Origin of the sequence: Xanthobacter oligotrophicus (genome assembly GCF_008364685.1) — a bacterium.
GTDB lineage: Bacteria > Pseudomonadota > Alphaproteobacteria > Rhizobiales > Xanthobacteraceae > Xanthobacter > Xanthobacter oligotrophicus.
Window position 1 is genome coordinate 408155 of sequence record NZ_VTTL01000001.1, and the last position, 22563, is coordinate 430717.

At 68.9% G+C, this 22563-nt stretch carries 19 protein-coding genes; 14 read left to right on the forward strand and 5 right to left on the reverse strand.

Annotated features, from left to right (window positions below):
- Positions 1 to 47 precede the first annotated feature (47 nt).
- The gene (locus FZ033_RS01760; RefSeq protein ID WP_210247847.1) at positions 48 to 1268 is read right to left on the reverse strand and encodes an ABC transporter substrate-binding protein; all 1221 of its coding nucleotides are present in this window, start codon (positions 1266 to 1268) and stop codon (positions 48 to 50) included.
- 353 nt (positions 1269 to 1621) lie between these two features.
- Here FZ033_RS01760 and FZ033_RS01765 point away from each other — a divergent pair, with 353 nt between their 5' ends.
- The 6 genes from FZ033_RS01765 to FZ033_RS01790 all read left to right on the forward strand — a co-directional run bounded on the left by FZ033_RS01765 (position 1622) and on the right by FZ033_RS01790 (position 8700).
- Positions 1622 to 2686: an ABC transporter substrate-binding protein gene (locus FZ033_RS01765; protein WP_232847288.1), complete on the forward strand. Its 1065-nt coding sequence runs from the start codon at positions 1622 to 1624 to the stop codon at positions 2684 to 2686.
- Between the two features lie 10 nt (positions 2687 to 2696).
- Positions 2697 to 3518 carry an ABC transporter permease gene (locus FZ033_RS01770; protein WP_149574448.1) on the forward strand — a complete coding sequence of 274 codons (822 nt, stop codon included), beginning with the start codon at positions 2697 to 2699 and terminating at the stop codon, positions 3516 to 3518.
- Between the two features lie 10 nt (positions 3519 to 3528).
- Positions 3529 to 4410: an ABC transporter ATP-binding protein gene (locus tag FZ033_RS01775; RefSeq protein WP_149574449.1), complete on the forward strand. Its 882-nt coding sequence runs from the start codon at positions 3529 to 3531 to the stop codon at positions 4408 to 4410.
- 134 nt (positions 4411 to 4544) lie between these two features.
- Entirely contained in the window at positions 4545 to 6419 is a 1875-nt protein-coding gene (locus tag FZ033_RS01780) for a sensor histidine kinase (protein ID WP_149574450.1), read from the forward strand.
- Positions 6409 to 7788: a sigma-54-dependent transcriptional regulator gene (locus FZ033_RS01785; RefSeq protein ID WP_149574451.1), complete on the forward strand. Its 1380-nt coding sequence runs from the start codon at positions 6409 to 6411 to the stop codon at positions 7786 to 7788. The genes FZ033_RS01780 and FZ033_RS01785 overlap by 11 nt, the downstream gene beginning before the upstream one ends.
- A gap of 54 nt (positions 7789 to 7842) precedes the next feature.
- Positions 7843 to 8700, forward strand: coding sequence for a BKACE family enzyme (locus FZ033_RS01790; RefSeq protein WP_149574452.1), 858 nt, complete (start codon positions 7843 to 7845; stop codon positions 8698 to 8700).
- 404 nt (positions 8701 to 9104) lie between these two features.
- Here FZ033_RS01790 and FZ033_RS01800 read toward each other — a convergent pair whose 3' ends face one another.
- Positions 9105 to 11105: a sigma-54-dependent Fis family transcriptional regulator gene (locus FZ033_RS01800; RefSeq protein ID WP_149574454.1), complete on the reverse strand. Its 2001-nt coding sequence runs from the start codon at positions 11103 to 11105 to the stop codon at positions 9105 to 9107.
- 370 nt (positions 11106 to 11475) lie between these two features.
- Between FZ033_RS01800 and FZ033_RS01805 the strand changes: the two genes are divergently transcribed.
- The 7 genes from FZ033_RS01805 (at position 11476) to FZ033_RS01835 (ending at position 18691) form a co-directional block, all read left to right on the forward strand.
- A complete protein-coding gene (locus tag FZ033_RS01805) occupies positions 11476 to 12483 on the forward strand; it encodes a thiamine pyrophosphate-dependent dehydrogenase E1 component subunit alpha (RefSeq protein WP_188079243.1) in 1008 nt (335 codons plus the stop codon).
- A gap of 29 nt (positions 12484 to 12512) precedes the next feature.
- Entirely contained in the window at positions 12513 to 13535 is a 1023-nt protein-coding gene (locus FZ033_RS01810; protein WP_149574455.1) for an alpha-ketoacid dehydrogenase subunit beta, read from the forward strand.
- Positions 13536 to 14104: 569 nt separating this feature from the next.
- Positions 14105 to 15223, forward strand: a complete 1119-nt coding sequence (locus tag FZ033_RS01815) for an acetoin dehydrogenase dihydrolipoyllysine-residue acetyltransferase subunit (RefSeq protein ID WP_188079244.1) — start codon at positions 14105 to 14107, stop codon at positions 15221 to 15223.
- Between the two features lie 118 nt (positions 15224 to 15341).
- Complete coding sequence (locus FZ033_RS01820) at positions 15342 to 16139, forward strand: SDR family oxidoreductase (RefSeq protein WP_149574456.1); 798 nt, start codon at positions 15342 to 15344, stop codon at positions 16137 to 16139.
- Between the two features lie 14 nt (positions 16140 to 16153).
- A complete protein-coding gene (locus FZ033_RS01825) occupies positions 16154 to 16504 on the forward strand; it encodes a carboxymuconolactone decarboxylase family protein (RefSeq protein ID WP_149574457.1) in 351 nt (116 codons plus the stop codon).
- A gap of 13 nt (positions 16505 to 16517) precedes the next feature.
- Positions 16518 to 17588, forward strand: a complete 1071-nt coding sequence (locus tag FZ033_RS01830; protein ID WP_149574458.1) for a 2,3-butanediol dehydrogenase — start codon at positions 16518 to 16520, stop codon at positions 17586 to 17588.
- A 182-nt stretch (positions 17589 to 17770) separates the two neighbouring features.
- Positions 17771 to 18691 carry an NAD(P)/FAD-dependent oxidoreductase gene (locus FZ033_RS01835; RefSeq protein ID WP_149574459.1) on the forward strand — a complete coding sequence of 307 codons (921 nt, stop codon included), beginning with the start codon at positions 17771 to 17773 and terminating at the stop codon, positions 18689 to 18691.
- A gap of 9 nt (positions 18692 to 18700) precedes the next feature.
- Here the strand turns inward: FZ033_RS01835 and FZ033_RS01840 are convergent, their stop codons facing one another.
- From FZ033_RS01840 to FZ033_RS01850, 3 genes are read right to left on the reverse strand one after another with little or no spacing between them, the layout of a single operon-like run.
- A complete protein-coding gene (locus FZ033_RS01840) occupies positions 18701 to 19498 on the reverse strand; it encodes an ABC transporter ATP-binding protein (protein WP_149574460.1) in 798 nt (265 codons plus the stop codon).
- A 2-nt stretch (positions 19499 to 19500) separates the two neighbouring features.
- Positions 19501 to 20292: an ABC transporter permease gene (locus FZ033_RS01845; protein ID WP_149574461.1), complete on the reverse strand. Its 792-nt coding sequence runs from the start codon at positions 20290 to 20292 to the stop codon at positions 19501 to 19503.
- A gap of 7 nt (positions 20293 to 20299) precedes the next feature.
- Positions 20300 to 21295, reverse strand: a complete 996-nt coding sequence (locus FZ033_RS01850; protein WP_149574462.1) for an ABC transporter substrate-binding protein — start codon at positions 21293 to 21295, stop codon at positions 20300 to 20302.
- Positions 21296 to 21632: 337 nt separating this feature from the next.
- Here FZ033_RS01850 and FZ033_RS01855 point away from each other — a divergent pair, with 337 nt between their 5' ends.
- The gene (locus FZ033_RS01855; RefSeq protein WP_188079245.1) at positions 21633 to 22481 is read left to right on the forward strand and encodes an amino acid ABC transporter substrate-binding protein; all 849 of its coding nucleotides are present in this window, start codon (positions 21633 to 21635) and stop codon (positions 22479 to 22481) included.
- The last annotated feature ends 82 nt before the right edge of the window (positions 22482 to 22563 follow it).

The following is a 22563-nucleotide window of genomic DNA, read 5'->3' on the forward strand; positions in this document are numbered from 1 at the left end:
TCTCGTCGCCGGCCGGCGAAAAGGCTGCCGGCCGTTCAGTCGGGACCTCAGTTCTTGGGCTTCACCCGGATCGCCTTGTCGCCGGCGATGTCCTCGGGATGGGCAGCGACCACGCGGCCGCCCTTCACCAGGCCGAACACCGGGATGTTGCCGGTGATGGCCTCATGGTCGGTGGCGCTGAAGGGGCGGTCGTAGACGGTGACCACGCCTTCCACCTTGGTGTTCAGGTTTTCCAGCGCCTCGCGGACCTTGCGGCCGTCGGTGGAGCCGGCCTGGGTGATGGCGGCGGCGAGCAGGAACACGGAATCATAGCCCTGCGCGGCCGACACCGGGGACGGCATGCGGTCGATCTTGTAGGCCGCCTGATAGGCCTCGATGAAGGCCTTGCGCTTGGGGGTGTCGGGCAGCTGGATGAAGGTCTGGGGCATCATCGCGCCGTCGCCGTTGGGGCCGGCGGTGTCGATGAAGCTGGCCATGGACAGGGTCCAGGAGCCGATCATGGGCACCTTCCAGCCGAGCTTCGCCATGCCGTTGGCGATCTGCGCCAGCTCGGGGCCGATGGCGTAGGTGAGGATCACGTCGGCGCCGGCTTCCTTGGCGCGCAGCAGTTGCGCGGTCATGTCGGTGTCGCCGATGTTGAACTTCTCGGTGGCCACCGGCTTCACGCCGAGCGTCGCCAGCGCCTTCTCGAGGTCAGCGCGGCCGAGCTGGCCGTAATTGGTGCTGTCGGCAAGGATGGCCGGCTTCTTGGCGCCCTGCCGCTTCACCGCCTCATCCGCGATCATGACGCTCTGGATGGCGTCGCTGGCCGAGGTGCGGAAGATGTAGTTGGACTTGTTGTCCGGCGGCAGGAACTGCCTGGGGATGACCGAGCCGGTGGCCACGTTGTTGATCACCGGGATTTCCGCTTCCTGGTAGAAGCGCTGCGAGGCCAGGGCCACGCCGGTATTGATATAGCCGAGGGTGGCGACCACCCCTTCCTTGTTGATGAGCTCCTGGGCGATCTGCACGCCCACCTCGTTCTTGGCCTCGTCGTCGCGCTCCACCAGCACCAGCTGGCGGCCGAGCACGCCGCCGTTCTTGTTGATCTCGGTCACCGCGAGCTTCACGCCGTCGCGCATGCTCACGCCCATGGAGGACGAACCGCCGGTGAAGGGGCCGCTGAGGCCGATCTTGATGGGTTCCGCGGCCACGGCGACGCCCGCGATGGAGACACCAGCCATGGCGATGCTTGCGGCGACCGCCGCAATCATTCCGCTCACTCGCATGTTTCACTCCCTGCTTGCCCGGTTTTGAGGCTTTATTGGTTCGATCCGGCTTTTCGCCGGTTAGGCCTGAATCGTTTAGGCCAATTGACGACGATGCACCAGTGCAACCTCCGTCTATTCACGCACCAGTGCGACTGGTATCGCAGTGCGGGATGAACGCAGGGGAAGATCGCGGGCTCCCTGACGCCCTCCTCGCCCCCGGCGACAAACCGCCGGCCCCACCCGCCAAGCGGCGGAAATCCGCCGCCCGCGCCCGGCGGCGCGGCCCGTCGTCGTCTAAATTTATTATGAATACCAATGATTTATAGAAAGAGGCGCGCCTTGCGCATGGCTGGCATGCGTGGTGCAATGGGATGGGACCATTCATCCAACCGGCCATGAGAGCCGGCCCTCCCGGGAGAAGCGCCTTGCTCAAATCTCTTCGCACCTCTGCACCCGCGCGCCGTGTCGCCCGCCGTGGCGTCCACCTTGCCGCCCTTGTCGCCGCCTCGGCGGTGCTGGCGTTCGGCGCCCTGCCCGCCTCGGCGCAGGAGGTGATCCGCGTCGGCAACCTCAAGCTCGCCCATTTCGCCGGCGTCTCCTACATCAAGGAGATCGCGTCCAGCTGCGGCATCACCGTGGACCTGAAGATCTTCGCCAAGGGCCCGGACGTATTGCAGGCCATCATGGCCGGCGAGCTGGACGTGGGCGCCACCGCCTCCGAGGCTGCCATTTCCGGCCGGGGCAACGGCGCGCAGATCTACATCGTCGGCGGCTTCGCCAGCGGCGGCGCCCGCCTGTTGGCGGTGCCCGACAGCGGCATCAAGACGGTGGCGGACCTGAAGGGCAAGAAGGTGGGCGTCACTCGCGGCTCCATCCAGGAAGTGCTGCTGGCCGCCGAGATGGGCAAGGTCGGCCTCACGCCCAAGGACCTGACCATCATCTATCTGGGCTATCCCGACCTCAACCAGGCGCTGCTGCAGAAGCAGGTGGACGCCATCATGCAGACCGAGCCGCAATCGGCCCAGGCCATCGCCCGCGGCTTCGGCGCCGAGATGCTGAAGCCCTACGACACCCCCATCGGCGCGCCGGTGCGCACGCTGGTGATGAGCGAGAAGTTCTACAAGGGCAGCCCGGAAGCCGCGAAGAAGTTCATGGCCTGCTTCGTGAAGGCGCAGAAGACTTTCATGGACGATCCCAAGGCGGCCGAGAAGTTCGTGACCCAGGACGTGTTCAAGGGCCAGCTGACGGCGGAGGAATTCCAGGAAGCCCTCGCCAATTCGCCCTACACGCTGTCGATCACCGCCGACCACATCCAGAAGACCACAGACGTGATGGCCAAGTACGGCATCGGCAAGATGTCGTCCCCCGCCAAGGCCGAGGACTGGGTGAAGCTCGACCTGCTCGACGCCGCCAAGGCCTCCGCCGGCATCAACTGAGGGCATCGCCATGCACACGTCCCGCCTGAAATCCGTGGCGGAGGGCCTTGCCGTGCCCGTCGCCGCCCTCCTCCTGTGGCAGCTCGCCTGCTCGCTGGGGCTGGTCAACCCCATGGTCCTGCCCTCCCCGGTCGCGGTGGCCGTGCGCTGGTGGGCCTATCTCGCCCCCATGGAGCCCTTCGATCCGGCCGCCGGCTCCTATCTTGCCTGGCTGTTCTCCGGCGAGATGATCCATGACGCCATCGGCTCGCTCACCCGCGTCGCCCTCGGCTTCTTCGTGGGGGCGGGGCTGGCTTTGCCGCTCGGCCTGTTCATGGGATCGAGCGACACCATCTACCGCCACATCAACCCCTTGATGCAGGTGCTGCGGCCCATCCCGCCCATCGCCTACATCCCGCTCTCCATCCTGTGGTTCGGCCTCGGCAATGCGCCGGCGGTGTTCCTCATCGCCATTGGCGCCTTCTTCCCGGTGCTCATGAACACCATCGCCGGCGTGCGGCACGTGGATGGCATCTACATCCGCGCCGCCCGGAGCCTCGGGGCGAGCCGCCTCACCATCTTCCGGCGGGTGATCCTGCCGGCGGCGACGCCCTACATCCTGTCGGGTGCGCGCATCGGCATCGGCACCGCCTTCATCGTGGTGATCGTGGCCGAGATGATCGCGGTCAACAACGGCCTCGGCTTCCGCATTCTGGAGGCGCGCGAATACTTCTGGTCCGACAAAATCATCGCCGGAATGTTCACCATCGGCATCCTCGGCCTTGGCATCGACATGGCGGTGAGCCGCCTCAACAACCACCTGCTCCGCTGGCATCGCGGCCTGGAATCGTGAGGAACGCCCCATGTCCCTGCAGCCTGCCTCCGTCGAAGCCCTCACCGAGCGCGCCATGCCCGTCACCCAACCCATGAGTGCGCCCAATGCGGGCACCGCAGCGCCCCACATCGTCGTCGAAGGCGTGGACAAGCGCTTCGTCGTGCCCGGCGGCGAGATCGTTGCCCTGAAAGACATCGACCTCACCATCAACCGCGGCGAGTTCGTGTGCCTGCTCGGGCCCTCGGGCTGCGGCAAGTCCACGTTGCTCAACGCCATCGCCGGCTTCTCCGCCCCCACCAAGGGCACCATCGAGGTGGAGAAGCGCAAGGTGACCGCCCCCGGCCCCGACCGGGGCATGGTGTTTCAGGAATACGCGCTGTTCCCGTGGATGAGCGTGGCCGCGAACATCGCCTTCGGCCTTGAGATCAAGGGCATGAAGCGCGCCGACATCGACGCGCGGGTGGCCGAGCTGCTCGCCATGCTGAAGCTCACCGAGTTCCGCGACCGCTTCCCCAAGGACCTGTCCGGCGGCATGCGCCAGCGCGTGGCCATCGCCCGCGTGCTCGCCCTCGACAGCCCGGTGATGCTGATGGACGAGCCGTTCGGCGCGCTCGACGCCCTCACCCGCCGCTCGCTGCAGGACGAACTGATCCGCATCTGGTCGGCCACGGGCAAGACCATCGTGTTCGTCACCCATTCCATCGAGGAATCCATTTACCTCGCGGACCGCATCGTCGTGCTCACCTACCGGCCGGGCACCATCAAGCGCGACATCAAGGTGGAGCTGCCGCGCCCGCGCGACAGCGCGTCGGCCGCCTTCAACGACCTGAAGCGGGAGCTGGGCGCCCTCGTCACCGCCGAGCAGCATCGCTTCGAGGAGGTGGAACTCAAAGGCTTGACCACCGACTGAGCCGGGACGAGCATCCGCCGGCGCCCGGACCCACCGGGCGCCGGCCAGAATACCGGGCTAACATATAAGGCCCGCGCCAAGGCGGCCAAGCAGCCAGCGGCCAAGCGCGGCCAGGGAGCCGACGGACCAGGACCATGCGCCCCGATCTCGCCACCGCCGCGCGCGCCGTGCTCCTCGCCGTTGTCGGCGCGGCGGCGCTGTTCGCCGTGGTGAAGGCGGGGGAGATGGCAGAGGCCCGCGTCGGCGAGCGCCTCGCCAGCGAGGCCCGCCACCGCAGCGAGATCTATGCCCAGAGCCTGGAAGGCGCCATCGAGCGGTTCGGCTACCTGCCTGCCGCCGCCGCCCTCGACCTCAATGTGCGGCGCCTGCTCGACCAGCCGGACGATGCGGCCCTCGCCGCCACCGTCAACGCCTATCTGGAGACCCTCAACCGCGCCGCCGGCACCCCCGTGCTCTACCTGATGGACCCCTCGGGCATGACCATCGCCGCCTCCAACTGGGACACGCGGGAGACCTATGTGGGGGTGGACTTCAGCTATCGCCCTTATTTCACCGAGGCCATGGCCGGCCAGACCGGACGCTTCTACGCCATCGGCACCCTCACCGGCGTGCCCGGCTATTTCATCAGCGCCCCGGTGGTGATCGACGGCAAGATCCGGGGCGTGGTGGTCACCAAGGTCAATCTCGATCCCCTGGAAGCGGTGTGGCAGGAGGCTGCCGACCGGGTGCTGGTGACCGACCGGCACGGCATCGTCTTCCTTGCCTCCGATCCGCGCTTCAAGTTCCACGCCACCCGCCCCATCGACGCCGCCACCGCGCAGGAGATGGAAAAGACCCGCCAATATGGCCGCCCGGCCTATCCGCAGCTCAATCTCGGCACGGTCGAGACGGTGGGCGGCGTGCCCCTGATCGCGGCCTCGGATGTGGCTCCCCACGGCCGTGTCATCGCCGACGACAAGGCGCTCGTGCCCTATGGCTGGCACCTGCTGCTGTTCGCCGACGCCGCCGCGCTGGAGCTGGCCGGGCGCACCGCCCGCGTGGGCATGACGCTGGGCTTCGGCGTGCTGGGCCTTCTCGGCCTCTACTGGTGGCAGCACCTCAAGCGCGCCCGCGAGAGCCTTGCCGCCCGCACCGCGCTGGAAGCCGCCCAGCGCGAGCTGGAGGCGAAGGTGGAGGCGCGCACCGCCGACCTCACCGCCGCCAACGGCCAGCTTGCGGGCGAGATCGAGGAGCGCCGCCGCGCCGAGGCGGAGCTTCGCGCCGCGCAAGATGAACTCGTGCAGGCCGCCAAGATGGCCACCCTCGGCCAGATGGCCGCCGGCATCACCCACGAGCTGAACCAGCCCCTCACCGCCCTGCGCGGCCTCGCCGACAATGCGGGCAAGTTGCTGGAACAGGGGCGCGAGGACGAGGCCCAGGCCAATCTCGGCCGCATCACCACCATGGTGGACCGGCTCGGCAAGATCACCGGCCAGCTGCGCGCCTTCGCCCGCAAGTCCAGCAGCCAGACGCTGCCGGTGGACGTGTCGGCGGCGGTGGCGGAGAGCCTCGCCATCCTCGCCCCGCGCATCCGCGTGGCCGGCATCGGCGTCGCCACCGACCTCGACCCTGCGGCTGCCACCGTGCGGTTCGAGCCCATACGCCTCAGCCAGGTGGTGGTGAACCTCGTCGGCAACGCGCTGGACGCGGTGAAGGGCCGGCCGGGCGCCTGGGTGGGCCTCAGCACGCGGCGCGATGGCGCCCGCATCATCCTCAGCGTGGAGGACAACGGCCCCGGCTTGCCGGAGGCCACCCTCGCGCGCATCTTCGATCCCTTCTTCACCACCAAGCCGGCGGGCGAGGGGCTGGGCCTGGGCCTGCCCATCTCGCTGGCCATCGCCCGCGAGTTCGGCGCCACCCTCGCCGCCCGCGCGCGGGTCGGCGGCGGCCTCGCCTTCGATCTCATCATGGAGGCGGAGAGCGTGGACGCCGCCCCGCCTGTGCCTGAAAGGTTGCGCCATGTGTGCTGAGCGCGCCCTCAAGTCCGCACCCGCCCCGCATCCGGCCGCCCGGCCCCGCGTGGTGCTGGTGGACGACGAGGAGATGATCCGCATCACCATCGCGCAGACGCTGGAACTGGCCGGCATCGAGGTTCAGACCTTCGACAGCGTGGATGCGGCCCTGCCCGCCATCGGCCGCGACTTTCCCGGCGTGGTGGTGAGCGACGTGCGCATGCCCGTGCGCGACGGGCTGGAGCTGCTGGCCGACGTGCGCCGGCGGGATCCCGAGCTGCCGGTGGTGCTCATCACCGGCCATGGCGACGTGGCCATGGCGGTGAGCGCCATGCGGGAAGGCGCCTACGATTTCATCGAGAAACCGTTCGTCTCCGACGCCTTCGTGGAGGTGGTGCGCCGCGCCCTCGACAAGCGCGCCCTCGTCATGGAAAACCGCCGCCTGCGCATGGCGCTGGACCGGGGCGAGGCGGGCGACGCCATCGAGCGCTGCCTCGTCGGCCAGTCCCCCGCCATCCGCCGGCTGCAGGACGACGTGGCGGCGCTCGCCTCCACCAGTGCCGACGTGCTGGTGCTGGGCGAGACAGGCGCCGGCAAGGAGCAGGTGGCCCGCGCCCTCCACGAGGGCGGTAGCCGGCGCGACAAGCCGTTCGTGGCGGTCAATTGCGGCGCCATCCCCGAGAGCATGTTCGAGAGCGAGATGTTCGGCCACGAGGCCGGCGCCTTCACCGGCGCGGGCAAGAAGCGCATCGGCAAGATCGAGCACGCGAGCGGCGGCACCCTCTTCCTCGACGAGGTGGAGAGCATGCCGCTCGCCATGCAGGTGAAGCTCTTGCGCGTGCTGCAAGACCGCAAGATCGAGCGGCTCGGCTCCAACACCGCCGTGCCGGAGGACCTCAGGGTAATCGCCGCCACCAAGGAGGACCTTGCCGCCCTCGCCGATGCCGGCCGTTTCCGCAAGGACCTGTGCTTCCGCCTCGACGTGGTGAAGCTGGTGCTGCCGCCCCTGCGCGAGCGGCGGGAGGACATTCCCCTGCTGTTCGAGCTGTTCGTGGTGCAGGCGGCGGTGAAGTACCAGCGGCCGGTGACGGAGGTTCCCCCATCGCTGCGCCGTGCGCTCATGCTGGCCGACTGGCCGGGCAATGTGCGCGAATTGAAGAACGCCGCCGAGCGCCACATGCTGGGCTTCCTCGCCCCCGATTTCGCCGCCGGCGGGGCCGCGACGCCCGGCCTCAACGAGCTTCTGGACCGGGTGGAGCGCCTCGTCATCGAGGATGCGCTGAAGGCGTCGGGCCAGCGCATCTCGGCGGCGGCGCAGGCCCTCAACATCCCCCGCAAGACCCTGTCCGACCGCATGAAGCGTCTCGGCCTCACGGCTGCGGAGTAATCCCGCGCAAGGTTCCCCCAAGCCCCCAAAACGGGCTCCCCCCAAAAGGCTCCCATGACCAAGACCGCCGCTGACCCCGCCCCCGTGTCCGCCTTCGACTGGCCGCCCCTCATTGTCGCCAACGCCCCCAATGGCGCCACCCGCACCAAGGCGGACCACCCGGCCCTGCCCATGAGCGCGGCGGACCTCGCCCGCGCGGCGGCCGAGAGCCTGGAGGCCGGCGCTGCGCTGCTGCATTTCCATGTGCGCGACGCCGAGGGCCGCCATCTGCTGGACGCGGACGCCTATCGCGATGCCTCGGCCGCCATAAGGGCGGCGGTGGGCGACCGTCTGGTGCTCCAGATCACCTCGGAGGCGGCGGGCCGCTACAAGGCCCCGGAGCAGATGGCGGTGGTGCGCGCGGTGAAGCCGGAGGCGGTGTCGCTGGCGCTCCGGGAGATCATTCCCGATGACGCGGCCGAGACGGCGGCGGCGGATTTCTTCACCTTCGTGCGGCGCGAGCGCATCTTCACGCAGATCATCCTCTACAGCGCCGACGACGTGGTGCGCTATGCCGCCCTCAAGGCGCGCGGCGTGCTGGGCGAAGGACAGGATTTCCCGCTGTTCGTGCTGGGGCGCTACACCACCGGACAGGTGTCCCAGCCCACCGACCTCCTGCCCTTCCTCGCGGCGGGGGCGGATACGACGCCCCTGTGGTCCATGTGCGCCTTCGGCCCCAAGGAGAACGCTTGCGCCACGGTCGCGGCGGGACTGGGCGGGCATGTGCGCGTGGGCTTCGAGAACAACCTGTTTGCCCCCGACGGCACGCTGGCGCCGGACAACGCCGCCCAGGTGCAGCGCGCCTGCGACGCCGCGCGGACGCTGGGCCGGCCGCTCGCCGGCGCCGACATGGCCCGCATGCTGATGGCGTGAGGGGGTGGGGAGTTAAAGCAGCCCCGCTGTCATCCTCGCCGTCAGGACCGGGCACGGTGTGAACCCTCCCCAGCACGAGGCCGGATGTTTCCGGCCTCGCTCCCAGTGCCTGTTTGAAAATTTGCTCGGATGAACGCCTGTTGCCCTCGCAAGCGCTTTATCACCGTCATGGCCGGGCTCGACCCGGCCATCCACGCGGTGAGGCTGGGCAGAATTTTCGTAGGTGAGCGCAAGCGGCGCGGCGTGGATGCCCGGGTCAAGCCCGGGCATGACGAGGGTGATTGCGGTCGCGCCTTTTCGAATTTCTAAACAGGCTCCTAGGAACCGAACTCGACAACAGCCGAGTTCGGGCGGGAGAGGGAGCCGATCGCGCCATGCGAAACCGCCCGTTTTGAAGCTCCGGACTACCCTCGGTTCAGCCCCTCGCCCCCATGCCTTGGCGATGTGATGCCCAAGCGCCGCATGCGGCGGTGGATGGTGGTGCGGTCCACCCCCAGCGCGCGGGCCACGGCCGAGACGTTCCAGTGCTGGGCGGTGAGGAGCGCCAGCAAGGCGCAGCGCTCATCCGCGCCGGACCCACCCGGTGCCGCAGGCCCGGCAAGGGCTGCCACGGCATGGGCCGCGTCAGGCGACGTGAGCGGGGCCGGCGCCGCGTGGCGGATGCGGTCGGGCAGGTCGTCCCAGGCGATGACGGCATCGCCCGCCACGGCGCAGGCATAGTCCAGCGCATTGGCCAGCTCGCGGATGTTGCCGGGCCAGGCATAGGCATGGAGCGCCGCCCGCGCCTCTCCCGACAGCTCGAACGGCACCCGCAGCACCCCGCCCCGCTCCGCCAGGAACCGCGCCACCAGCCAATCGAGGTCGGCCCGCTGGCGCAGGGCCGGCAAGGTGAGCACGCCGCCGCTGAGGCGGAAATACAGATCCTCGCGGAAGCGCCCGGCCTTCACCTCGGCGATGAGGTCGCGGTGGGTGGCGGCGATGACGCGGATGTTCACCGGCACCGGCCGGGTGCGGCCGATGGGCGTCACCTCGCGCTCGGCCAGCACCCGCAGCAGGCGGGTCTGGAGGGTGAGCGGCATGTCGCCGATCTCGTCGAGGAACAGCGTGCCGCCGTCCGCCTCCATCACCAGGCCGCGCTTGCCCTTGGTGGCGGCGCCGGTGAAGGCGCCCGGCTCGTAGCCGAACAATTCGCCCTCGATCAGCGTCTCCGGCAGCGCCGCGCAGTTCACCGGCACGAACGGCTTGCCGGCGCGCCCGCTGGCGGCATGGATGGCCTTGGCCAGATGCTCCTTGCCGGTGCCGGTCTCACCGCAGATGAGCAGGCTCATCTGGGTGTTGACGAGCTTGGCCGCCCGCGCCGCCACCTCCAGCATGGCGCCATCGCCGCGGGTGAGCGCCTCCAGCGGCTTGGGCAGGACCGGCGCGGGGGCGACCGGCGACGGCGAGGCGATCCGAGCAGGTGGCTGCTGGGCCTGCGCGAACAGGGGCGTGCCGCTGATGGCGAGGCGCACCATGCGCTGGGAGGCCGGCCGGGAGGGAATGAGGCGCGGCAGGTCGTCCACCTGAAGGTCGAAGAACTCGGACAGGGGCCGGCCCGCCAGCGGACGCCCGTCGGCCAGGGCGGGACGGCATTCCAACTCGCGCATCATTAACTGCCGGGTGCGGTTGTTGAAGCCGAGGATGCGGCCCGATCCATCCACCGCCAGCACATAGGCCGGGTCCACGTCGGCAAATTCCGGCGAGGGGGCGAGCTTCACGATCCATTCGCGGCGGAAGCGGTTGAGCAGGTGCGCCGTCTCGATCTTGTGGGCGACGGATTTCACGAACTGCAGCGCCAGATACTGGCTTTCCTTCGGCTGCGGCGAATGCAGCGCGGAGATGTCCAGCACCGCCGCCAGCGCGCCGCTGGGATCGAACACGGGCGCCGCAGTGCAGGTGAGCGGGATGTGGGTGGCGTCGAAATGGTCGGACTGGTGCACCACCAGCGCCTCGCCGGTGGCGATGCAGGTGCCCACCGCGCAGGTGCCGGCGTGGGGCTCGTTCCAGTCGGCGCCGAGATAGAGGCCGGCGCGCATGAGATTGCTGTCGAAGGTGGGATCGCCGATGAAGTCCACCGTGATGCCCTTGGCATCGGTGAGCAGCAGCACGTAGCCGAGGCCCGCCACCTCGCGATAGAGCGTCTCCACCCCGAAGCGCGCGGTGTGCAGGAACTCGTCCATGGCCTCCTGGTGCTCGCGCAGGCGGGCATTGGTGACGATGCACGGGTCGCGCAGCACCACCGGGTCGAGGTTGTGCTCGTTGACGCAGCGCCGCCACGACGCCTCGATGATGGCATCGCGGCGCGAGCCGTGCCCGCTCGCCGCGCGCACCAGCTCATCGATGTGCGCGGCCTGCTCCAGCTTCATGACGATCCTCCCAGACCGTTCGTTTTGCCGGAAGTCTCGCCCTGATCGGCGGCGGCGGCAAGCCTGCCCGCGCGCGCATCGCCAAGTCGTGCCGCAACGCAGACCGCCCACGGCCAAGTTGAGGCTGCAACACCTGTGGCATTCGCCGCCTCACCTGTGGTGAGGGTGCAGCACTGGCGCGCCCATGCTGCAATGCAACGTGCGTTCGGTGGCAAGCTTTTTCACGAAATCCGGCAACTGGCCCGCCGCTTGCTCAAGTCCAGCCAAAGCAAAAATCAACGGAGAGGATGCCCGATATTGCCCCAGCCCGGCCCTGCCGGTGCGGGAGTCGGGACGAACCGCCCTCCCCGTCCCTCAGGAGGAGAAGAGCATGCCTGAACCGACGCCAAGCGCCCTGTCCAACAATCCCATACCGCTGCCCAGGGACCAGCTCGTTGAGGCCTACCGCACCATGCGGACCATCCGCGATTTCGAGGAGCGGCTGCATGTGGAGTTCGCCAAGGGCGACATCCCCGGCTTCGTGCACCTGTATGCCGGCGAGGAGGCCTGCGCCACCGGCGTGATGATGCACCTCACCGACATCGACCGCATCGCCTCCACCCATCGCGGCCACGGCCACTGCATCGCCAAGGGCGTGGACGTGGGGGAGATGATGGCCGAGATCTACGGCAAGGAGACCGGATCCTGCCGCGGCAAGGGCGGCTCCATGCACATCGCCGACCTGTCCAAGGGCATGATGGGAGCCAACGGCATCCTCGGCGCCGGCGCGCCCCTGATCTGCGGCGCCGGGCTCGCGGCCAAGTTCCGGGGCGATGGCGGGGTGGGCATCACCTTCTTCGGCGACGGCGCGGCCAACCAGGGCACTGTACTGGAAAGCATGAACCTTGCCGCCATCTGGAACCTGCCGGTGATCTTCGTGATCGAGAACAACGGCTATGCGGAAGCAACTTCCGTCACCTACGCCACGGCGGTGGACTCTTACGTGGACCGCGCCACCGGCTTCGGCCTGCCGGCGGTGAGCGTGGACGGCACCGATTTCTTCGCCGTGCACAAGGCGGCGGGCGAGCTGATCGCCAAGGCCCGCGCGGGCGGCGGCCCGGCGGTGCTGGAATGCAAGATGAGCCGCTTCTTCGGCCATTTCGAGGGCGACAGCCAGACCTACAAGGCCAAGGGCGAGAACGAGTTTAACCGCGCCAACCGCGACTGCCTGAAGATCTTCGCCGATCGCGTCACCTCGGCCGGCGCGCTGGAGGAGGCCGACATCGCCCTCCTCGACCGCGAGGTGGCAAGCCTCATCGACGACGCGGTGACCTCCGCCAAGGCGGCGCCCCTGCCGGCGGCGCGGGACCTGCTCAGCGACGTCTACGTCTCCTACTGATCAATCAAGATAATCCGGAAGGAAACACCATGGCTCGCAAGTTGAGCTTCAAGATGGCCATCAATGAAGCCCTCGATCTTGAAATGCGCCGCGACCCCAGCGTCATCCTGCTCGGCGAGGATATCGTCGGCGGCTCCGGCGCGCCGGGGGAAAAGGATGCGTGGGGCGGCGTGCTCGGCGTCACCAAGGGGCTTTATGCCAAGCATGGCAACCGCCTGCTCGACACGCCCCTGTCGGAGAGCGCCTATATCGGCGCGGCGGTGGGCGCCGCCGCCTGCGGCATGCGCCCGGTGGCGGAACTCATGTTCCTCGACTTCATGGGCGTGTGCTTCGACCAGATCCTGAACCAGGCGGCGAAGTTCCGCTACATGTTCGGCGGCAAGGCCAAGACCCCCGTGGTCATCCGCGCCATGGTGGGGGCGGGCTTCCGCGCCGCCGCCCAGCATTCGCAGATGCTCACCCCCATGTTCACCCACGTGCCGGGGCTGAAGGTGGTGTGCCCCTCCAACGCCTATGACGCCAAGGGCCTTTTGATCCAGTCCATCCGCGACGACGACCCTGTCATCTTCTGCGAGCACAAGAACCTCTACGGCCACGAGGTGGACGTGCCCACCGAGGCCTACGCCATCCCGTTCGGCGAGGCCAACGTGGTGCGCGACGGCAAGGACGTGACCATCGTCAGCTACGGCCTCACGGTCCACCGCGCCGTGGATGCGGCGGCCACCCTGTCGCGCCAGCACGGCATCGAGGCGGAGGTGATCGACCTGCGCACCCTCTCACCCATCGACTGGGACACGGTGATCGAGAGCGTGGAGAACACCGGCCGCCTGGTGGTGGTGGACGAGGCCCATCCGCGCTGCTCCATCGCCACCGACATCGCCGCCTATGTGGCGCAGCATGCCTTCGGCGCGCTCAAGGCCGCCCCGCAGATGGTGACGGCGCCGCACACGCCGGTGCCGTTCTCGCCCACGCTGGAGGACCTCTACATCCCCACCGCCGAGGCCATCGCCGGCGCGGTGCTGAAGACCGTTCCCCACGCGCTGGCGGCGTGAGGGGGACAAGGGGAGGCGAAGCCTTGCCCTTTTTCCCGTGCGACGCCGCCCCCTCTCCCGCTCGCGGGGGGTGGGGAGGGGGCAGAGCGCCGGGGCAGAACACCGGAGGCGGGATGGCGGAGACGGCCTCCCCCCACCCTGCCCTCCCAACTCCGAACTCGGCTGTTGCCGAGTTCGGCTTTCAAAGACCGAAGCCGGAAACATCCGGCTTCGGTGCGGGAGAGGGTTCGCCGGCTCCAGCGGATGCAGACCGCGCCCTCTACCCCACGCAACGCGGCCCCCTCTCCCGCTTGCGGGGGAGGGATGGGGAGGGGGCAGAGGCGCCGGGGCCAAAGCACCAACGGGCGGACATGCGGAAGCAGCCTTCCCCCACCCTGCCCTCCCGCGCCCGGACTCTGCTGTTGCTGAGTTCAGCTCCTAAGGACCGAAGCCGGAAACATCCGGCTTCGGTCGGGAGAGGGTTCTCCGGCTCTCAATTGCCTCCGGCGCGCCCCACCCCGCCCGCCGCATCCACCGAAACCGAAACCCACGAGACGACCGATCCGTCTCCCCCCCTTTGAGGACACCAAATGCTGGACACCCGCATCAAGCCCATCGTCATGCCCAAGTGGGGCCTGTCCATGTCGGAGGGCAAGGTCACGGGCTGGCTCAAGCCGCCCGGCACGAAGATCTCCGTCGGCGATGAAATCCTCGAGGTCGAAACCGACAAGATCGCCGGCGTGGTGGAGGCGGGCGATGCCGGCATCCTGCGCCGCGCCATCGGCGCCCGCGACACCATCTATCCGGTGAAGGCCCTCATCGGCGTCATCGCCGACGAAGAGGTGAGCGACGACGAGATCGACGCCTTCGTGGCCGGCTATGCCGCTCCCGCCGAGGACGACGGCGCGGCGGAAGAGAGCGGGCCGAAATACGAGTTCGCGGACACACCCTTCGGCCGCCTGCGCTATGCCAAACGCGGCGAGGGCGAGCGCGCCATCGTGCTCATCCACGGCTTCGGCGGCGACCTCGACAACTGGCTGTTCAATATCGACGCCTTGGCCGGGGCGGGCACGGTCTATGCCCTCGACCTGCCGGGCCATGGCCAGTCCGACAAGGCCATCGGCGAGGCGAGCCTTGGCTGGCTCTCCGGCGCGGTGCTCGCCTTCATGGACAAGGTCGGCGTCGGGAAGGCCCATCTGGTCGGCCATTCCATGGGCGGGGCCGTGGCCATGCGCACCGCGCTGGACCAGCCGGGGCGGGTCGCCTCCCTCGGCCTCATCGGCTCGGCCGGGCTCGGGGCCGAGATCAACAGTGGCTATACGGACGGCTTCGTCGCCGGCTCGTCCCGCCGCGACATGAAGCCGGTGCTGGAACAGCTTTTCTACGATCCCGGCACGGTCACCCGCCAGCTGGTGGAAGACATCCTGAAGTACAAGCGCCTCGACGGGGTAGACGAGGCCTTGCAGGCACTCTCCACGAGCCTGTTCCCCGCCAACCGGCAGAGCGAAATCCTCGCCGACAGGCTGAAGGCGGCGGATGTGCCGGTGCTCGTGGTCTTCGGCGCCAGCGACAAGGTGATCCCGCCCGCCCATGCCCAGGCTCTCGGAGAGCGGGCCAGGGCGGAGGTGCTCGGCGAGGCCGGGCACATGGTGCAGATGGAAAAGGCGAACAAGGTCAACGAGCTGCTGCTCGACCACATCGGCCGCTGAAAGCCACCCGGCCCCCGGACCACGACAACGTCCTACGGCGCCCGCGGCCGTCCTTCCCCGGACGGCCGGCGGCGGCGCGCGGTCGAACGGGGCCGGCAATCATAATCAAGGAGGAACCATGCCCAGCCTGAAGGACAAGAGCATCGTCATCACCGGCGCGGCCGGTGGCATCGGCGCCGCCATCGCAAAGGCGCTCGCGGCGGATGGCGCCCGCATCACCGTGGCCGACCTCTCGGAGCCCGCCGCCCGCACCGTGGCCGGCGAGATCACCGCCGCCGGGGGCACCGCCATCGCCGTGGCGGTGGACGTGCGCCAGCGGGCGCAGGTGCGCGCCCTTCTCGACCAGGCCGTGGCCGCCCACGGCCGGCTCGACGTGCTGTTCAACAATGCCGGGGTGGCCCAGACCCGGCCCTTCCTCGACATCACCGAGGACGACTGGCGCTTCGTCACCGACGTGAACGCGCTCGGCGTGCTCATCGGCATGCAGGAGGCCATCAAGACGTTCAAGGTACAGGCAAAAAATGGCAAGGGCGGCGGCAAGATCGTCAACACCGCCTCCATCGCCGCCAAGCAGGGCTATGAGCCGCTGGCCCACTACTGCGCCAGCAAGTTCGCCGTGGTGGCCCTGACCCAGGCCGCCGCCCGCGCCTTCGGCAAGGACGGGATCACCGCCAACGCCTTCTGCCCCGGCGTGGTGGCCACCGACATGTGGAAGACCATCGACAAGGGCTTCCGCGACAGCGGCCTCACCAGCCACGACAACGAGGCGTTCGACACCTTCGCCGCCGGCGCCGTGCTGGGCCGGCCCTCCACCCCGGCCGACCTGGTGGGCGTGGCGCGCTTCCTCGCCTCCTCCGCCTCCGATTTCATGACCGGCCAGTCCCTGCTGGTGGACGGCGGCATGGTCTTCACCTGAGCGAAAGAGAGACGATGAGCGAGCAGTCGATATCGAACGAGCTGAAGTCCATGAACCTTCGGTTTGCCACCCTCGGCAAAGCCTTGCCGCAGGTCATGGGCGCGTTCCGCAACCTGATGTCGGAGGCGTCGAAGTCCGGGAACCTTTCGCCCAAGGTCAAGGAGCTGATGGCGCTGGCCATCGCCGTCCACAAGGGCTGCGGCGATTGCATTTTGTTCCATGTTTCCAATGCCAAAAGCCATGGCGCCAGCCGCGAGGAGCTGGCCGAGACGCTGGCCGTGGCCATCGAGATGGGCGGCGGCCCCGCCGCCGTCTACGCCGGCAAGGCCTTGGCCGCCTACGACGCCCTAACCAACGATAAATGAAGGAGAAACGCCCATGAAGGCCGCCCGCTTCCACGCCCGCCGCGACGTGCGCGTCGAAGACATCCCCGCCCCTCCCGACCAGCCGGGTCCCCGCCAAGTCCTTGTGCACAATCGCTTTTGCGGCATCTGCGGCACCGATTTGCATGAGTATGCCGCCGGCCCCATCTTCATACCCACCCAGCCCCACCCCTACACCGGCGCCAAGGCCCCCCAGATCCTGGGCCATGAATACGGTGGAACCGTTGTGGCTATTGGATCTTCGGTCACCAACGTGGCCGTTGGCGACCGGGTCGCGGTCCAGCCCATGGTCTCCCCGAGGGATGATTATTTCGGCCAGCGCGGCCTCTACCAATTGAGCGAGAGCCTCGCCATCATCGGCCTCGCATGGCCGTGGGGCGGCATGGCGGAATACTCGCTTGTCAATGATTACAACGTGTTCCGCGTGCCCGACAGCGTGAGCGACGAACAGGCCGCCCTCATCGAGCCCACCGCCGTGACCGTCTATGCGGCCGAGCGCGGCGGCGTGAAGCCCGGCGACAGCGTGCTCGTCACCGGCGCCGGCCCCATCGGCCAATTGCAGGTGCTGGCGGCGCGGGCGGCCGGGGCAACCCGGATTTTCCTTAGCGATACCAATGACAACCGCCTCGCCATGGCCCGCCAGATCCTGCCCGATGTCATCACCCTGAACCCCCGCTCGGACAAGGTGCCGGAGGCCATCCGCGACCAGACCGAGGGCGGCGTGGGCGTCGACGTGGCGCTGGAGTGCGTAGGCGCCGAGGCGGCGCTTGGCACCTGCATCGATGCGGTGCGCCGGCAGGGCGTGGTGGTGCAGGTGGGCCTCCACGTGGGCAAGCCCGCCGTGGATGGATTCACCATTACGTTCAAGGACATCGATGTCCGCGGCTCGTGGTGCTACACGACGCTCATGTGGCCGCGCGTCGCCGCCCTCATCGGCGGCGGCATCCTGCCGGCGGAGAAGGTGGTGACCCGCCGCATCCGCCTCGACGAGGTGGTGGAAAACGGCTTCGAGGCCCTGCTGAGCCCGGCTGGAACGGAACTGAAGATCCTCATCGACCTTCAGTGAGAGACGCGCAGGCCGGGGTGCCTCATCCCGCTCCGGTCTGCGCTTGGCCCGGCGGAGGCGGTTCACCCGCCCCCGCCGGGCGGCCATTCCGATCCGTCCCGACGGCCCCTGGCTAGCCGCAGCGATCCACCTCGCATAAGCTTTCGTATCCGGAATGACGGTAACGACGGCGGCGGGAGCCTATGTTCGACGCGGTGATCATCGGCGGGGGGCCAGCGGGGGCGTCATGCGCCCTGTGGCTGAAGATGCTCGGCTTCCGCCCCTGCATCATCGAGCGCAGGCAGGTCCTGGGCGGCCTGCAGAACGATAATCCCTATCCCAACAAGTGGATGGCCCCGGTCCGCGACAAGACCGGGTTCGAGGTCGCCGCCGACATCCATCGCCACGTGATGGAGCACGACATCGTCTGCCGCCTCGGTGAATCCGTCACCGCGCTGGAGGTGGTGGAGGGCGGCTTCCGCATCACCACGGCGGGCGGCGAGACGCTGCTCGGGCGCACCTGCGTGCTGGCCTCGGGGGTGCGGCCGGTGAAGGGCGGCTTCACGGAATCCCACGAGGTGATCATCGGGCCCGGCCGCACCATGTTCAACGCGGATTTCGAGCAGCAATCCGTCGCCATCCTCGGCGGCGGCGACAATGCCTTCGAGAACTACATCTTCGTGCGCAAGCGCGGGGCGGACCGCGTCACCCTTTATGCCCGCACCATCCGCGCCCGACGCGAGTTCCTGGAAAAGGTGCCCCCCGCGGACGTGCGCATCGGCACCTATCCGGTGGCCCCCGAAATCCCCGAGGTGGCAGGCCGGCGCTTCGACCGCATCGTGGTGCTGTACGGCTGGGAGCCCTACCTGCCCTATGCCCGGCACCTCGACCTTGCCCGCGATCCGCGCGGCTTCGTGGAGACCAGCGCGGATTGCGAGACCTCCATCCCCGACCTCTACGCCATCGGCGAGATCGCCCAGCGCATGCATCCCTGCTGCGCCACCTCCATGGCGGACGGGGTGGTGGCGGCAAAGGCCATCCAGCGCACGCTGGAGCAGGACGCCGTCGCGCGCTTCGCCGAGCGGGTGCGCCGGGCGGCGGCCTCCGATCCGGTTCGGGGATAGGAGCCGCTTTCAGCGTACCGGAGCAGGCTTGCCGAGGCTTGGGAATAAAGGGAGATCGCTCCGCAAAGGCGCTCCCGCCATCACCGGCGCGGCAAGCGCTGCCGCCACATCCGGCCGCCTCAGGAGGGCGGCAGCGGCCTCGAACACCGCTCCGGGCGCGGCCTCGGGGCGGATCGGCTGCTGCGGGAGATCCACCACCACCCGCGCCGGACGGGGGGACAGCACCACGATGCGGTCGGCGAGGCGCACGGCCTCGGTGATGTCGTGGGTGACAAACAGGGCCGCCGCCCCCGCCCCTTCCACCTCGGTCCGCAGCAGGGCCTGAAGATCGCCGCGCAGGCCCACATCGAGGGCGGAGAACGGCTCATCCATCAGCACCAGGTCCGGCCTTAGCGCGAAGGCGCGGGCGATGGCGACCCGCTGCTGCATGCCGCCGGAGAGCTGCGCCGGCCGCTTGCCGAGATCGGCGGCGCTCAGGCCGAGCCGCCGCAGGATCGCCTCGGCGGCCGCGCGGCGCTCCGCCTTGGCCATTCCAAGCGCCTTGAGGCCGAAGGCGGCGTTGTCGCGCGCGTTGGCCCAGGGCATCAGCCGGGGATCCTGGAACACCATGGCGGTGCGCGCGAAGCCGTTGGCCACCCGCCCGGCCTGAGCCGCCTCAACGCCGGCGGCGAGGCGCAGCAGGCTGGTCTTGCCGCAGCCGGAGGGGCCGAGCAACACGACGAGTTCGCCGGGCTTCACCACCAGATCGATGCCCGCCAGCACAGGCGCGCCATCGAAGGCGAGATGTAGCCGCTCCAGCGCCAGCATGATCAGGCCTCTGCCCGGGCGCCGACCCGGCCCTCCCGCGACGCCCGCCAGCCGCGCAGGGGCGCCAGCAGCATGGCGTCGGCGACCAACAGCACGACGACCGCGAGCACGATCCACGCCATGGTGGCGGCAAGATCGAAATGGGAGCGGGCAGTGGCGAGGCCGCCGCCGACCCCGTCGGCGCCGCTGAGCACTTCCGCCATCACCGCCACCTTGAAAGAGAAGGCGAGCGCGGTGGCCAGCGCCGGCAACAGGAAGTCGGCCAGCGCCGGCAGCACGAGGTCAGTGAGGCGCTGGAGCGGCGGCGCGCGATAGAGCAGCGCCATCTCGGTGAGGGCCGGATCGCGGCTGGCGACGCCCTCCAGCGCAGCAAGGAAGAGGATGGGCGCCGCCGTGATCGCCACGGTGAAGCCCGCCGCCGCGCCGCCGGGGCCGAACCACAGCAGCGCCAGCACCACCCAGGCGATGGGCGGCGTGCCCAGCAGCGCCGTGAACACCGGGCGGGACATGGCCCCCACCGGCAGAACCAGCCCGCCGGCGATGCCCAGCACCAGCCCAACCAAGCCGCCTGCAAGGCACCCGCCGAGGGCGTGGACGAGGGTGGCAAGAAGCGCCGGGCCGGCGACACCGCTCGCCACCAGGCGGACCATGGCCTGTCCTGTGTCCTGAAGGCTCGGCAGCACGAAAGGACCGAAAGCAGTGGCGCCCCATTGCCAGGCGAGGGCGAGGAGGCCGAGGCCCGCCGCTGTCCACGCCGCACGCGCGGCGGCTGTGCGAAAGCCGGGACGGGCCATGGGTGCCTCAGAAATTCACGTAGAAGCTGTCGGGCGGCAGCTTACCGGCCAGCGCATCCGGCTCGAAGGCCAGCAGCGTCTCGTAGAAGGCGATGAGCCCGGCTTTCTGCTGCGCCGCCGGCTCGGCCACCACGTTGAAGTGGTCGAGGGCATTGGCGAACATGTGGGCCTTCACGTCCATCTTCTGCTCGGCGAGCTGGCCCGCCTCCGGCCTGTTGGCCATCACCCAGTCGCGGGCACCGGGCAGGCCGGCGCCGAGCGCCGCGATCAGCTCCGGGCTTTGCTCGATCAGCCGCTCGTGCATGGCGATGCCGGCCATGGGCAGGCCGAGGCCCTTGTGTTGCGCCTTCCAGTCCTCCTGCAGGCTGATGGCGCGGTTGAGGGTGCGGCCCTCCTTCTTCGCCATCATGATGGCCGCGGTGGCCGGCGGCTCGGAGAGGATGGCGGTAGTGGCGCGCCCGGCGGCCAGCATCTGCGCCGCCTCCATGGGGGTGCGCACATAGGTGATGGTCATGTCCTTGTCCGGGTCCATGCCATAGCCCTTGGCGATGGAACGGAAGACGAGGTCGGGCATGTCGTTCTTGAAGAAGCCGACCAGTTCCTTGCCGGCGAGGTCCTTGAACGACTTGATGCTCTCATCCGCCGAGACCACGAACAGATGGCCCATGGACAGGATGGCGAACAGCTTCAGCGGCAGGCCGCGATTGGCGAGGTTCGCTGGCACATGGGTGGGGGTGGTGAAAAGGCTGGTGCGGCCGGAGACGATGGCGGCGCGCAGTTCGTCCGTGTCGCGCCACAGGCGGAAGGCGGCGCCGGGCGCCACCTGATCGAGCGCGCCGGACTGGATGAGGCGCAGCAGCACGATGGTGGAGCCATTGGGCGCACCGAGAATCTCGAGCCCCTGCGCCGGGGCCGCCAGCGCCGGCAGCTTCGGCAGGGCGAGCGCCCCGGCGGAGCCTGCGAGCGCGCCCAGCAGCGCGCGCCGATTAAGCAATCCGTTCATGGAAATTCCCCCGGACAATGCAGGCGCCGAAACATGAGGCGCGCTTAAGCTATATTCCATGAGATATAATAAATCGCCACCTCGACCAAGCCGCCTTTCGCACTGGACCGAAGGCCTTGGTGCCGCAGCCGCGTGGCTTCTCACCGGCCCGGGACCCGCGCGGCTTCCACTTGTGCAGGAGGGAACAGGCCGCATTCGGCAACGCTAACGACGCGGCCCTTGGCGGGACGCGCCGCGCACGGCAAGATCGCGCCGCGGGTGGGAGCTTGATGGCGAGACCTCGGGGGGAATGGGCATGGCGACAAGAACCGGTCAATCAGCAGGTGCGAGCGTCCCCATGCGAGGCCTGTCGACGGCCCTCGCGGCGCTGGCGATCCTCGCCGCCTTCGCGGTTCCAGCCGGGGCCCAGACCCTCGACCGGGTGGCGGGCGGCGAAGCCTTCCGCATCGGCTATCGCCAGTTCGCCCCGCCCTATTCCTACGCCGCCGCCAACGGCCAGCCCTCGGGCTATATCGTAGACCTATGCCGCGAGGTGGCGGACGGGGTGAAGCGGACGCTGAAGCTGCCGGCCATGAAGGTGGATTATGTGAAGGTCACGGCCGAGGACCGCTTCGAGGCGGTGCGCGACGGGCGTATCGACATCCTGTGCGAGCCGTCCTCCATGACCATGTCGCGGCGGGCGCTGGTGGATTTCTCGCTGCCCACCTTCTTGGACGGGGCGGGCGTGGTCACCCGCGGCACGCCGGTGAAGGGGCTGGAGGACCTCAAGGGCAAGAAGGTGGGCGTGCTGCGCGGCACCACCACCGAGGAGACCCTGCGCTCCACCCTCGGGCAGATGCGCATTGCCGCCGATATCGTCACCGTCACCGACCATCCGGACGGGCTCAAGCAGCTCGCAGACGGCAAGCTCGACGCCTATTTCGGCGATCGCGGCATCCTCAACTACCTGATCGCCAACAGCCCGGCAGGCAACCGCCTCAGCCTCTCCGACCAGTATTTCACCTTCGAGACCTACGCCCTCGCCCTGCCCCGCGGCGACCAGGCCTTCCGCCTGGTGGTGGACGCGACGCTCGCGGACCTCTACCGCACCGAGCGTATCCGCGACATCTATGCCAGGAGCTTCGGCAAATTCCCGCCGGACCAGTTCCTCAACGCGCTCTTCGTCATCAACGGCGTGCCGAAATAACGCGCGGCGCCGACAAGCCAGTTTCCCCAGAGGCATATTTGTTGCAGGAAAAGAGGTCCCTGCCCCGGACAGAGCGTGGAGA

Bases quoted from the DNA above. Each gene is read 5' to 3' on its own strand.
- FZ033_RS01760 (WP_210247847.1), bottom strand. From the start codon at position 1,268: ATGCGAGTGAGCGGAATGATTGCGGCGGTCGCCGCAAGCATCGCCATG.
- FZ033_RS01765 (WP_232847288.1), top strand. From the start codon at position 1,622: ATGGGACCATTCATCCAACCGGCCATGAGAGCCGGCCCTCCCGGGAGA.
- FZ033_RS01770 (WP_149574448.1), top strand. From the start codon at position 2,697: ATGCACACGTCCCGCCTGAAATCCGTGGCGGAGGGCCTTGCCGTGCCC.
- FZ033_RS01775 (WP_149574449.1), top strand. From the start codon at position 3,529: ATGTCCCTGCAGCCTGCCTCCGTCGAAGCCCTCACCGAGCGCGCCATG.
- FZ033_RS01780 (WP_149574450.1), top strand. From the start codon at position 4,545: ATGCGCCCCGATCTCGCCACCGCCGCGCGCGCCGTGCTCCTCGCCGTT.
- FZ033_RS01785 (WP_149574451.1), top strand. From the start codon at position 6,409: ATGTGTGCTGAGCGCGCCCTCAAGTCCGCACCCGCCCCGCATCCGGCC.
- FZ033_RS01790 (WP_149574452.1), top strand. From the start codon at position 7,843: ATGACCAAGACCGCCGCTGACCCCGCCCCCGTGTCCGCCTTCGACTGG.
- FZ033_RS01800 (WP_149574454.1), bottom strand. From the start codon at position 11,105: ATGAAGCTGGAGCAGGCCGCGCACATCGATGAGCTGGTGCGCGCGGCG.
- FZ033_RS01805 (WP_188079243.1), top strand. From the start codon at position 11,476: ATGCCTGAACCGACGCCAAGCGCCCTGTCCAACAATCCCATACCGCTG.
- FZ033_RS01810 (WP_149574455.1), top strand. From the start codon at position 12,513: ATGGCTCGCAAGTTGAGCTTCAAGATGGCCATCAATGAAGCCCTCGAT.
- FZ033_RS01815 (WP_188079244.1), top strand. From the start codon at position 14,105: ATGCTGGACACCCGCATCAAGCCCATCGTCATGCCCAAGTGGGGCCTG.
- FZ033_RS01820 (WP_149574456.1), top strand. From the start codon at position 15,342: ATGCCCAGCCTGAAGGACAAGAGCATCGTCATCACCGGCGCGGCCGGT.
- FZ033_RS01825 (WP_149574457.1), top strand. From the start codon at position 16,154: ATGAGCGAGCAGTCGATATCGAACGAGCTGAAGTCCATGAACCTTCGG.
- FZ033_RS01830 (WP_149574458.1), top strand. From the start codon at position 16,518: ATGAAGGCCGCCCGCTTCCACGCCCGCCGCGACGTGCGCGTCGAAGAC.
- FZ033_RS01835 (WP_149574459.1), top strand. From the start codon at position 17,771: ATGTTCGACGCGGTGATCATCGGCGGGGGGCCAGCGGGGGCGTCATGC.
- FZ033_RS01840 (WP_149574460.1), bottom strand. From the start codon at position 19,498: ATGCTGGCGCTGGAGCGGCTACATCTCGCCTTCGATGGCGCGCCTGTG.
- FZ033_RS01845 (WP_149574461.1), bottom strand. From the start codon at position 20,292: ATGGCCCGTCCCGGCTTTCGCACAGCCGCCGCGCGTGCGGCGTGGACA.
- FZ033_RS01850 (WP_149574462.1), bottom strand. From the start codon at position 21,295: ATGAACGGATTGCTTAATCGGCGCGCGCTGCTGGGCGCGCTCGCAGGC.
- FZ033_RS01855 (WP_188079245.1), top strand. From the start codon at position 21,633: ATGCGAGGCCTGTCGACGGCCCTCGCGGCGCTGGCGATCCTCGCCGCC.